Source organism: Pseudomonas sp. S3_B08 (assembly GCF_054667725.1).
The window spans coordinates 3,060,047-3,072,682 of the sequence record NZ_CP162750.1; the positions used below are offsets into that span (position 1 = coordinate 3,060,047).

5 protein-coding genes are annotated in these 12,636 nt (G+C 61.0%); 3 read left to right on the plus strand and 2 right to left on the minus strand.

What is annotated here, in order from left to right; all coding sequences use genetic code 11:
• Positions 1 to 13: 13 nt before the first annotated feature.
• Positions 14 to 1,528: a polyphosphate:AMP phosphotransferase gene (gene pap, locus AB4N73_RS13825; RefSeq protein WP_252868071.1), complete on the minus strand. Its 1,515-nt coding sequence runs from the start codon at positions 1,526 to 1,528 to the stop codon at positions 14 to 16.
• A 313-nt stretch (positions 1,529 to 1,841) separates the two neighbouring features.
• Between pap and mnmC the strand changes: the two genes are divergently transcribed.
• The gene (gene mnmC, locus AB4N73_RS13830) at positions 1,842 to 3,821 is read left to right on the plus strand and encodes a bifunctional tRNA (5-methylaminomethyl-2-thiouridine)(34)-methyltransferase MnmD/FAD-dependent 5-carboxymethylaminomethyl-2-thiouridine(34) oxidoreductase MnmC (protein ID WP_460142199.1); all 1,980 of its coding nucleotides are present in this window, start codon (positions 1,842 to 1,844) and stop codon (positions 3,819 to 3,821) included.
• 3 nt (positions 3,822 to 3,824) lie between these two features.
• On the opposite strand, the gene AB4N73_RS13835 is transcribed toward mnmC, so the two are convergent.
• A complete protein-coding gene (locus tag AB4N73_RS13835) occupies positions 3,825 to 8,651 on the minus strand; it encodes an NEL-type E3 ubiquitin ligase domain-containing protein (protein WP_460142200.1) in 4,827 nt (1,608 codons plus the stop codon).
• Between the two features lie 364 nt (positions 8,652 to 9,015).
• Here AB4N73_RS13835 and AB4N73_RS13840 point away from each other — a divergent pair, with 364 nt between their 5' ends.
• The gene (locus AB4N73_RS13840; RefSeq protein ID WP_076563778.1) at positions 9,016 to 10,788 is read left to right on the plus strand and encodes an N-acetylglutaminylglutamine amidotransferase; all 1,773 of its coding nucleotides are present in this window, start codon (positions 9,016 to 9,018) and stop codon (positions 10,786 to 10,788) included.
• Between the two features lie 3 nt (positions 10,789 to 10,791).
• Positions 10,792 to 12,540 (plus strand): N-acetylglutaminylglutamine synthetase, encoded by a 1,749-nt coding sequence (gene ngg / locus AB4N73_RS13845; RefSeq protein WP_252868075.1) that lies wholly within the window; start codon positions 10,792 to 10,794, stop codon positions 12,538 to 12,540.
• The last annotated feature ends 96 nt before the right edge of the window (positions 12,541 to 12,636 follow it).

The window sequence follows — 12,636 nt, forward strand, 5'->3', positions numbered from 1 at the left end:
CGCGGCCATCGCTTCAGTCCTTGTGCTTCTTGGCCTTCTTGTCGGATTTCTCGAACGCGTCTTCCAGCGCGCGGTTGATCGTGCGCAACACTTTCACCCGTGCCCAGCGTTTATCGTTGGCTTCGACCAGCGTCCATGGCGCGATCTCGGTGCTGGTGCGATCGACCATGTCGCCGACCGCCCGGCGATAGTCGTCCCATTTTTCCCGATTGCGCCAGTCGTCCTCGGTGATCTTGAAACGCTTGAAGGAAATCTCCTCGCGCTCCTGAAAGCGCTCCATCTGCGTGTCCTTGTCGATCGCCAGCCAGAACTTGACCACGATGACGCCCGCATCGGCCAGTTGCTCTTCGAAGTCATTGATTTCGCCGTAGGCGCGCAGCCAGTCGGCCGGGGTGCAGAAGCCCTCGATCCGCTCGACCAGCACCCGTCCGTACCAGGAGCGGTCGAACACGGTGAATTTGCCCCGCGCCGGGAGGTGTCGCCAGAACCGCCACAGATACGGTTGTGCGCGCTCTTCCTCGGTCGGTGCGGCAATCGGGACGATGCTGTACTGACGCGGATCGAGCGCCGCTGCCACGCGGCGAATCGCCCCGCCCTTGCCCGCCGCGTCGTTACCCTCGAACACCGCGATCAGCGCATGGCGACGCATGCGTTTGTCGCGCATCAGCCCGGACAGGCGCGCCTGCTCGGTGATCAGTTGCTCTTCATAGTCTTTCTTGTCCAGACGCTGCGTCAGGTCGAGGCTGTCGAGCAGGTTCAACTGATCGACCGGCGTACCCAGCGGCGCGGCACTGACTTCGTGAGGATTGACGTCGGCACGCTTGAGCGCGTTTTGCAGGCCTTCGAGGAGAATCTTGCCCACCGCCAGGCTGCGGTAATTGGCATCGGCACCTTCGATGACATGCCACGGCGCGTAATCGCGGCTGGTGCGGCGCAACACCCGCTCGCCATATTTGACGAATTTGTCGTAAGTCTGTGATTGCTGCCAGTCCAGCGGACTGATGCGCCAACTGTGCAACGGGTCGTCGGCCAGCGATTTGAGCCGCGCTTTCATCTGCTTCTTGGACAGGTGAAACCAGAACTTGAAGATCAACGCGCCTTCATCGCAGAGCATCTTTTCCAGACGCTCAGCGCCGGCGATGGCCTGGTCCAGACGCGGATCCTTGAACAGCCCATGCACCCGGCCCTGGAGCATCTGGCTGTACCAGTTGCCGAAGAACACGCCCATCCGCCCCTTGGCCGGCAGCATCCGCCAGTAGCGCCAGGCCGGTGGCCGCGCCAGTTCTTCATCGGTTTGCTGGTCGAAGGTGCGCACTTCGATCAGGCGCGGATCCATCCATTCATTGAGCAGCTTGACCGTCTCGCCCTTGCCCGCCCCTTCGATGCCGTTGATCAGGATGATCACCGGAAAGCGCTTCTGCTGCTGCAACTCGAACTGCGCTTCCAGCAAGGCTTCACGCAGCGCAGGGACGGCCGCCTCGTAAGTGTCTTTGTCGATGGCGTGACCGATTTCAGCGGATTCAAACATGGGACGGCTCCTTCCAGGGTTCAGCAAGACTAGCGGATTGGGCACGGGCGCAGGGCAGAAATTCCCACGAACTCAGGACGGGATGAGAACTTTGTGGTGAGGGGATTTATCCCCGACCGGCTGCGCAGCAGTCGTAAATCCCGGAAGCACGGTTTAACTCGGGAAAACGGGGTGGTTGGTTCTGGGACTGCTTCGCAGTCCAGCGGGGATAAATCCCCTCGCCACAGGGTTCTTTTCACCGCGAGTCTTGTGCTGGATCGGTAGTATCGGCGCGATCGGCTAGAATGGCCGCCTTGTGTTTGCCGAGCCTGCCATGAAAGCCGAAATGCCCCACGCCCAACTCGACTGGGACGACCAGGGACGCCCACGTTCGCGGGTGTTCGATGACGTGTATTTTTCCGACCAGTCGGGGCTGGAGGAAACCCGTTACGTGTTTCTCGAACAGAACCGTCTGGCCGAGCGTTTCGCTGCGCTGCCGGCGGATGGACGTCTGGTGATTGGCGAAACCGGTTTCGGCACCGGGTTGAATTTTCTCTGCGCCTGGCAGTTGTTCGAACAGCACGCTGTTGCCGGCGCGCGCTTGCATTTTGTCAGCGTAGAGAAGTACCCGCTGGCGCCTGCGGATCTGCGCCGAGCCTTGGCACTGTGGCCAGAACTCATGCCGTTGGCGGATCAGTTGCTCAGGCATTACGTGGCGATTCATCAAGGCTTTCAACGCATCACTCTGGCCAACGGCCGCGTGACGCTGACCTTGCTGATCGGCGATGCGCTGGAGCAACTGCCGCAACTCGATGCACAGATCGACGCGTGGTTTCTCGACGGTTTCGCCCCGGCGAAAAATCCGGACATGTGGACTGCTGAACTGTTCGTCGAACTGGCGCGGCTGGCTGCGCCGGGCTCGACCATCAGCACTTTCACCAGCACCGGTTGGGTCCGCCGTCTGCTCAATGCTGCCGGGTTCAAGATGAAGCGCACGCCAGGCATCGGCCACAAATGGGAAATCCTGCGTGGCGAGTTTCTCGGCTGGCCCGCCGAGGTGGCGGCGCCGCTACCGGCGAAACCCTGGTTCGCCCGCCCTGCTCCGTTGTGTGGTGAACGCCGGGCGATCGTGATCGGCGCCGGCCTGGCTGGCTGCGCGACAGCGTCGAGCCTGGCGGCGCGCGGCTGGCAAGTGAGTCTGCTGGAGCGTCACGCGGCCGTCGCGCAAGAAGCCTCGGGCAACCCGCAAGGCGTGCTCTATCTCAAGCTGTCTGCCCATGGCACTGCGTTGTCGCAGTTGATCGTCAGCGGCTTCGGTTACACCCGGCGCCTGCTGGAAAGCCTGCAACGCGGCAGCGACTGGAATGACTGCGGCGTGCTGCAACTGGCGTTCAATGCCAAGGAAGCCGAGCGCCACGCGCAACTGGCGGCGGCGTTTCCTGAAGATCTTTTGCAGTGGCTGGAGCAACCTGAAGCCCAGGCCCGCGCCGGTGTCGGCGTGGCCCACGGCGGTTTGTTCTACCCCGAAGGCGGCTGGGTGCATCCGCCGGCGTTGTGTCAGGCCCAGGCAACCCACACCAACATTGAGTTGCTCAGCCATCACGAAGCTTTGGAACTGCGCAAAGTCGCAGACCTGTGGCAAGCCTTCGACGGCGAACGTTTGCTCGCCAGTGCGCCGGTGGTGATCCTGGCCGGTGCCGCCGAAATCAAACGTTTTGCCCAGAGTGCCGACCTACCGCTCAAGCGCATTCGCGGCCAAATCACGCGTCTGGCCGAGACTGCAGAAAGTCATGCGCTGGCTACGGTGGTGTGCGCCGAGGGCTACGTCGCCCCGGCGCGCCTGGGCGAGCACACGCTGGGTGCCAGTTTCGACTTCAACAATGACGATCTGACACCCACGACTGCCGAGCACCAAGGCAATCTGGCGATGCTCGAAGAAATTTCCAGCGACCTGCTGACACGCCTCAACATCAGCGAGCAGCCACTTGCGAACCTTGAGGGCCGGGCAGCTTTCCGCTGCACCAGCCCCGATTACCTGCCGATTGTCGGCCCGCTCGCTGATCTGCAAACCTTCAATCAGACCTACGCAGCGTTGAGCAAAGACGCCCGGCAAGTGCCGGACCTCGCCTGCCCGTGGCTCGATGGTCTGTACGTCAACAGCGGCCACGGTTCTCGCGGGCTGATCACCGCGCCGCTGTCCGGCGAGCTGCTTGCCGCGTGGCTGGACAACGAGCCGCTGCCATTGCCACGCAGTGTGGCCGAAGCCTGCCATCCCAATCGTTTCGCCTTACGGCAGTTGATTCGCGGCAAGTGAATTTCACGTATCGGGCATTTCGCAGATGCCCAGATCCATCAGCCGTATCGCGTCTTCGGTCAGGCTCTTGAACAGCACGTCTTCAGCCTGGTCCTTTTCAAGCTTGAGTGCCTGGTTCTGACTCAAATAATCGCCAGAGGGCAGCGTGTCCTTCTTGTCGAACAGTGCGCTCATTTGCGGGTCGTACAGGTCATCGATCAGCGCAAACTTGCGGACAAATATGCGTCGCAGATAGTCACGCCAGAACGTTCGCCCCTGCATGTATTCCAGCCATTGCGGGGAGAGTTCAGCGGTGAAGACGCGATTTTTTGCGACCTCAAGATCAGCGGCCGTCACGCCACTCTGGGCACTGAACAGCATATCTTTCGGTTGACCGCGCAGTCCCAGCGCATCGGTGAGACCGATGCGGTAAGCGAGGTTCATTTCCAGCGCATCGACCTTTGGCGCCCGGAGCGAATGCTCCCGGGCGATTTCTTCCAGCCTGTCCAGCCTGAACAGGCTGCGGCCCAGTTCCAACAACGCCTTGGCAGTACCCCTGCTCCCGCTTGCAGCCCTGCTCACCCGCTCGACTTCCACTGCGACTTCAAGGCGACTGAAAACCAGCGCCGCGTTATCGGTGCAGTGCAGCGGATCGGCCGCGATGTCGAGCAGTTGACGGCCCAGCGGCTCGTCAGCTTCCGCCGCCTTCAGTACCGCCCAGACGCGTCGCTGCATGTCAGCGCTGCCCTGTTTGCCGTCTGCGGTATCGCCCAGTTGCGCCAGCAAAGTGAACAAGCCATCGGCCGTCCGCTCGCTGCGCAATGCCGCCCAGATGCGCGACTGCTCTGCCCACTCTTCGCCACTGACCTTCGTCAACCAGAGCGAGCGCGCCGTTTGCTCGTTCAGCCGTGCGATGTCATCGGCGACATAGTCCATCCCAACGCCGAAATTATCGCGATAGTTCTCCAGATGCGTTTTGGCCGTTTCCGAAAAGGGGTTCAGCCCAAGCTTGAGTGCGCCGGTGAAACGTCGTGATTTCTCGAATAACCACTCGGGCAGCTCCGTGATGCTGTTGGCGGTCAGATCCATCAGTTCAATGTGCGCAGAATGGTCGAGGCCTTCTGGCAGTTCGGTGATGCCGGTATCGTTCAGCGACAAGCGACGCAGTTGCGACATTCGGCTGAAATCAGGGGTGGCACCCAACGGATTCTTGTCCAGATTCAGGTAGCGTAAAGTGCTCAGCCTGTTCAGCTTCGCCAGGGTCTGCTCGGTGAGCTTGAGCTGATTGTTTGCCAGGCTCAGCCGTTGCAGACGCGGCATGTGCGACAACATTTCAGGTAGCCGGGTGATCGCGTTGCTGCCCAGTTCCAGCGAGTCGAGCTGTTTGAAGGACTTGAGGAAGTACGCCACATCATCCCCCAGCGCCATGTTCCGCATCGACAATTGCTCGACATGGTCGAAGCTCACCGACGACGGTAACGTCGGCACCTTACCGATGCGCATGCCGTCAAGGTCAAGGGTACAGAGGTTTTTTCCCTCTTCGTTGGTGGCCCAATGAAAGCGTCGAAACGCTTCTTCGATCAGCTCGGCGGCCATTTTCCGACTGTGCCGCGCTTCAGCCAGATCGCCCCCCATGGCTTGCAGCGCGGCGGCATCTTCACTCCAGACAAACAGCGCGTCACGCAGGGTTTGCAGATCCTGACGCAGGGCTTTGATGCGGGTCGCACGGCTCAACGGATCATCACCCAGTTCGTTGAGCAATTGATTGAGCTGCGGCTCGCTCAGACGCGGATAAAGCCTGCGCGCTTTGCGCAGCAGTATGCGTGAATGAGCTGTCGCGGGGACCTGATCACCTTGCACACAGGCCGGCTCGACGGGAAGTGATTCCGTACTGCCGCCGCGCAATGCCCGCGCAGTGACCTCGCGTTCGTCGAGGGCAACGTTGAGCAGCTTTTTGCGTAACTGTTGCGTACTGAGCTGTCCGGCATCGGCAAACCCGAGTGCGGTCCGCTGACGTGGCGGCAATGCCTTGAGGATGGCCATGTACAAAGCGTCGGGGCCGGATGCCACCTTGCCCAAGGATTTTTTGTCGCCGCCAAACGCCTCATAGCCCTGCGTGGACTTCACCAGATAGCCGGTATTTTCCGAGGTCGCCGACCCATCGCCGATGTCTTCGAGTATCGGTCCGGTCAAGGCCTTGTCGCGGACTTGCAGACGCAGCTGCGCGTTCCAGCCGCTCAGGCGCGGCAGTAATTTCATGGCCAGCCTGTCGGTGTCGGCATTGGCCAGCCACGACCAGTGCAACCCGCTCAAAGCCCGGTCAAGCCGGACCTCGGCAGTGCCGGCCCGAGCCCGCTGTCCCAACCGCAAGGGCGCGCTCCCGGTCGAGCGCAAGTGCAGGCGCTCGACAGTCGAAGCGCGGTCGATCAGCCTTTGACCATGGCGCGCCGGAATGTCGGCGAAGACCTGGCGTAATTTGCCCAGATCCTGCGCGCCACTGTGGTCATAGCGCTTGTACATCCGCTCGAACGCCGCGCGGTAATCGGATTTGAGCGCAGCACCCAGTTTTCTTGCCAGCCCGGTGGCTTGCGTGCTTTTCGCGACTTTGCCGCCGAGCAAGGCCTCGACTTCATGCTCGTAGAGGCCATCGATGACGGTTTGCAGCAAGCGCCCGAGTGCCAACTGGCCTTGGGTGACCGGCACTCCCAGGGTTTCGTCGAGCGTGCTGTTTGCAGGATAAGTGGTTTCGACGTCTCCTTCATGACCGATGACCTCAAGGTATCGGTCAGTCGGCCAGCCCGGCAGTTGCGTCAAGGCGTGCATCTGTTCTTCAAGAGGTTGCTCGGAGTGGATCTCGCCGTTTTCCAGTTCCGTGGTCAACTCACGCAGCTGGCGCTCGATGCGCACGCGCTCGACGGTATCGCGCAGGCGTACCGGCAGGCTCAGATTGTCGTTGAAGGTCTCCAGCAAGGTCTGCTGCGAGGTGTTGCTCAGCCGGCGAAGGATGTCCAGGTCGCTGTCGGCAAATTCGCTCAACTGCGGATCGATGCGCTTGAGCGTGTAGGCGCTGCTGCCCCATTCTTCGGGCTGTTCAGCGGGGAACCGCCAGCCGCCCTCGACGTGGCGGATCAATTCCGGAGCATAGGCTTGTGCGCGTGCGGGGTGTTCCAGGCGCCAGTGCTGAGTGTCGATATCAAAGTTGCCCGCCAACAGGCGGTGCTCGAAGCGGGCGATGGTCTTGTTGCCGATCTGGTAGAACTCCTTTGAACCGGCACCGATGGTGAATCCGGCCGGCAAAGCATGCTCGTACGGGCTCAAATCGGACTTCCACAGGCGTGGCTTGCCGGCCCGATCGAGTATCGCGGTGAACTGCGCGAAGAACTCCGGATGCGCGCGCAGCAGCTTTTTGCCCACAGTTCCCAGCACCTTCTGACCGCCGGCGAAAACGCCCATCAATGCGATGTTCTCTACCACACTGAGCAGATGTGACAGTGCTTCCTGATGATCACCGCGACGCCAGTCCGCGACGCCGTCATACACCTCACCGAGCAATTGCCCGACCGCGACGCCCATCATCAATTGCCCCAGGACCGGCACGAACAGCCCCGCCACCGATGCCACAGTCACCCCGCGCTGAACGAAATCCAACAGGCGTTTCTGTCGGATCTCTTCATCGATATCAGCGGTTGGCACCGCCAGTTTGCGCGCGTCGATCTGCAACTTGCCGACATGGCTTTGCACCATGAAATCAAAAAGCGGCACATTGATCGGCCATTGTTCGACGACGCCCAGATCGGGTTTCTCAGCCAACGCCTTGAAGAAGTCCGCCTTGTCATCTTCATCGAGGCTGCCGGCGAAATACCCCTGATATTCCGTGCTCTTGAGTTGTTGCGCGAGGTAGCGCTTGAACGCATTGAAACTCGGGTACTCATACACGGCGCGCTCGGGCTCGCCGGGCATATACACCATGCATCCGTCCTCAGGGTGTTGTTCCACGGAGCGTTTGGAAAATACCACCACGCCCCAAACGCAGCTGTCGAGGATTCTGATGCCCTGCATGATCATCGGGTCTTTGCCGTAGCGCAGGTGCTGCGCCGAAGCGACGCCTTCGGCCAGCATCAGATCCTGCAGCATGCGCAAACCAGCTGCGGTGATATCGCCCTTGAGCTCCGCAAGATGAGCGTCCAGCTCCAGCAGCGATTGCTTCAATGCGGCGATATTGCGGGTCATGGCACTGGTCGCCACGACTTTGCCGCACTCCTCACGCAGACCGAACACTTGCTGCAGATGCTCCTGGTATTTCTTGCCCAGATCCAGCTTGCGGCACATCGCTGCAAACGCTGCCGGCGTCAGATCCTTCACGCCAGCGGGCACACTCTTGACGCGCACCAGGCTGCCGGCGGGGAAACCGTCGGCCTGCTCCTCGTCTGCGGTGAAGTTTTGCATGGCTGCCTGCAACAGGCTTTGCGTCGCGTGTCTGACCAAGCCGACATCGGCCTGAACCGTCGCCTTCACATCGCAGCCACAATCGACGCCGGGCAGGCTGAGCAGATCCTCGCTCACGTCATAGATCGCTGGCCATTTCTCGCTCAGCGCCGCGTTGAGTTCGCTGATGCAGAAGCTGTGCAAGGGTTTGAGCCGGGTCAGATCCTTGTCGACTTTGACTTGCAGGGTGTGCAGTTCACGATTGATTTCGTCCAGCTTGTTCAGCGTGGCCGCAGAAGCCGTGAGCAGATGCGCCGGCAGGCTTTTTTTCAGGCTTTCAGCGGTATCGAGATCACCAGTCGCGTCGTACAAGGTGCTCAGGACCGAGGCCTGAATCTGTGGATTCGTCTTGTCTTGGGTGGGCATGGCAATAGTCCTTTATTGCGATTTGAAGCCTTGACCCTAGCGCTGCCGGGCAGCCGATAACAGTTCAAAATGCTGGACAAAATCCACGCAGATCAAACGCTTTTTTGTATGGAAAAAACAGCCCTGCACCACCCCACCCGGGACGTCCGTGCACGTGTGGGCTTATGCAAAAAAAGCGTAACGGCGCAGGGGTACATCCCGAGACTCGATCCGCACCGATAGCGTTACGGCCGGAGCCAGCGTGGCCGCCTTATAACTTATCGATCTAAAACTCCACCTACCGAGACAGGTCAGTTTCTGAGTACCCGCACTTTTCGCGCGGTACGGCTTGACCTTCCCCAACGGAAAAACCGGTAAGGACTTTATGTGCGGATTAGCTGGCGAGTTACGTTTTGATCAACAACCTGCAGACCTTGCAGCGATCGAGAGAATCACCCATCACCTGGCCCCTCGCGGCCCTGACGCGTGGGGCTTCCATGCCCAAGGGCCGATTGCCCTGGGCCATCGACGCCTGAAAATCATGGACCTGTCGGACGGCTCGGCGCAGCCGATGATCGACAGCCAGTTGGGTCTGTCCCTGGCGTTCAACGGTGCGATCTACAACTTCCCGGAATTGCGCGCAGAGCTTGAAGCGCTGGGTTATGCCTTCTATTCCGGCGGCGACACCGAAGTGCTGCTCAAGGGTTATCACGCCTGGGGCGAGGCGCTGCTGCCGAAGCTCAATGGCATGTTTGCTTTCGCTATCTGGGAGCGCGATGCCCAGCGCCTGTTCATCGCTCGTGACCGTCTCGGCGTAAAGCCGTTGTACCTGTCGCGCACTGGCCAACGCTTGCGTTTTGCCTCAGCACTGCCGGCGCTGCTCAAGGGCGGCGACATCAACCCGATCCTCGATCCGGTGGCGCTCAATCACTATCTGAATTTCCACGCGGTCGTACCCGCGCCGCGCACCTTGCTGGCCGGTATCGAAAAACTGCCGCCCGCCACCTGGATGCGCGTTGAAGCCGATGGCCGCACCGAGCAGAAAACCTGGTGGACCCTGCCCTACGGCCCGAATGAAGACGAGAAAAACCTCAATCTGGAAGACTGGGTCGATCGCGTCCTCGACAGCACCCGCGAAGCGGTGGCGATTCGTCAGCGTGCGGCGGTGGATGTCGGTGTGTTGCTGTCCGGCGGTGTCGACTCGAGCATGCTAGTCGGCCTGTTGCGCGAAGTCGGTGTAGAGAATCTGTCGACCTTCTCCATCGGTTTCCAGGATGCCGGCGGCGAGCGCGGCGATGAGTTCCAGTACTCGGACCTGATCGCCAAGCACTACGGCACGCGCCACCATCAGTTGCGCATCGACGAGAAAGAAATCATCGAGCAACTGCCCGCCGCGTTCCGGGCGATGAGCGAGCCGATGGTCAGCCATGACTGCATCGCTTTCTATCTGTTGTCCCGGGAAGTGGCCAAGCACTGCAAAGTGGTGCAGAGCGGCCAAGGCGCAGACGAACTGTTTGCCGGTTACCACTGGTATCCGCAGGTCGACGGCGCGGCGGACCCATACGCGGCCTACCGCGATGCGTTCTTCGATCGCAGCTACGACGACTACGCAGCGACTGTGCAGCCGAAATGGCTGGTCGACCACGATGCGGCCGGTGATTTCGTCAAACAGCACTTTGCCCAGCCCGGCGCCGATGCTGCCGTGGACAAGGCGCTGCGCCTGGACAGCACGGTGATGCTGGTCGATGACCCGGTCAAACGCGTCGATAACATGACCATGGCCTGGGGCCTGGAAGCGCGCACGCCGTTCCTCGACTATCGACTGGTCGAGCTATCGGCTCGTGTACCAGGTCAATTCAAGCTGCCCGATGGCGGCAAGCAAGTGCTGAAAGAAGCAGCGCGTCGGGTCATTCCAAGCGAAGTGATCGATCGCAAGAAAGGCTATTTCCCGGTGCCGGGTCTCAAGCACTTGCAGGGCGACACGCTCAACTGGGTGCGCGAACTGCTGCTGGATCCAAGCCAGGATCGCGGCCTGTTCAACCCGACCATGCTCGACAAGCTTTTGACTGATCCGCAAGGCCAACTGACCCCGTTGCGCGGTTCGAAACTGTGGCAACTGGCGGCCCTGAACCTGTGGCTCAGTGAACAAGGAATCTGATTGATGAAACCCCATGCCACGTCCATCAACCAGCGCCTGTTGCGTGGTCAGGCCCCCTCGTATGAACGTTTGCAGGCGCGCCTGGCCGAAGACGGCAGCGAGCCTGCCACCGCCCCGATTGCCGTGCATTGCGGCTGGGGCCGGCTGCTGATCGGTCACACCTTTCCCGACCCGGCGTCACTGGCGCAGGAGCTGCTCAACGAGCAGCCCGGCGAACGCGATATCGCCCTGTATGTTGCCGCACCGCAGCAGATTCTCGGCCTCGAGCCGACGCAGCTGTTTCTCGATCCATCCGACACCTTGCGTTTGTGGTTCAGCGATTACCGGCAGGCCACGCGGGTGTTTCGCGGCTTCCGCATTCGTCGTGCGCAAAGCGAAACCGACTGGCAGGGCATCAACCGTTTGTACCAGGCGCGCGGCATGTTGCCGATCGATCAGGAGCTGCTCACCCCACATCATCAGGGCGGCCCGGTGTACTGGCTGGCGGAAGACGAGGACAGCGGCGCGGTGATCGGCAGTGTCATGGGTCTCAATCATGAAAAAGCCTTCAACGACCCGGAACACGGCAGCAGCCTGTGGTGCCTGGCGGTCGACCCGCATTGCTCGCGCCCGGGTGTCGGCGAAGTGCTGGTGCGACATCTGGTCGAGCATTTCATGAGTCGTGGTCTGGCTTATCTGGATCTGTCGGTGCTGCACGACAACCGTCAGGCGAAAAACCTTTACGCCAAACTGGGTTTCCGCAACCTGCCGACGTTCGCCATCAAGCGCAAGAACGGCATCAACCAGCCGCTGTTTCTCGGCCCGGGCCCGGAGGCGAATTTTAATCCTTACGCGCGGATCATCGTCGAAGAAGCGCATCGGCGCGGTATCGACGTGCAAGTGGATGACGCCGACGCCGGGCTGTTCACCCTCAGCCACGGCGGCCGTCGCGTGCGTTGCCGCGAGTCGCTGAGCGACCTGACCAGTGCGATCAGCATGACCTTGTGCCAGGACAAAAGCCTGACCCACAAGGTGCTGAAAGGCGCAGGTCTGAAACTGCCCGCGCAGCAACTGGCGGGCAACGCCGACGACAACCTGGCCTTCCTCGATGAGCACCAACGGGTGGTGGTCAAACCTCTCGATGGCGAACAGGGCCACGGCGTCGCGGTGGATCTGCGCACCATCGAAGAAGTGCAGAAAGCCATCGAAACCGCCAAGCAGTTCGACAGTCGCGTGCTGCTGGAAAGTTTCCACGAAGGCCTTGATCTGCGCATCGTGGTGATCGGTTTTGAAGTGGTAGCGGCGGCGATTCGCCGTCCGGCGGAAGTGGTTGGTGATGGTCAGCATTCGATCGGTGCGCTGATCGAAGCGCAGAGCCGCCGCCGGCAAGCCGCCACCAGTGGCGAAAGCAAGATTCCGCTGGACCACGAAACCCAACGCACGCTGCACGCTGCCGGCTATGACTACAGCAGCATCCTGCCGGCCGGCGAGCATCTGTTCGTGCGGCGCACGGCCAATCTGCACACTGGCGGTACCCTGGAAGACGTGACCGACATTCTTCATCCGACCCTGGTCGACGCGGCAGTGCGCGCGGCGCGGGCGCTGGACATTCCGATGGTCGGGCTCGATCTGATGGTGCCGGCGGCGGATCAGCCCGAGTACGTGTTCATCGAAGCCAACGAACGAGCCGGCCTGGCCAACCATGAACCGCAGCCGACGGCGGAACGCTTTGTCGATCTGTTGTTTCCGCATAGTCAGCCGGCTGTCTCTTGATTACCCGGCGGCTGCACTGACGCCATCGCTGGCAAGCCAGCTCCCACAGTTCCCGAGGTATACACAACACTGTGGGAGCTGGCTTGCCAGCGATGA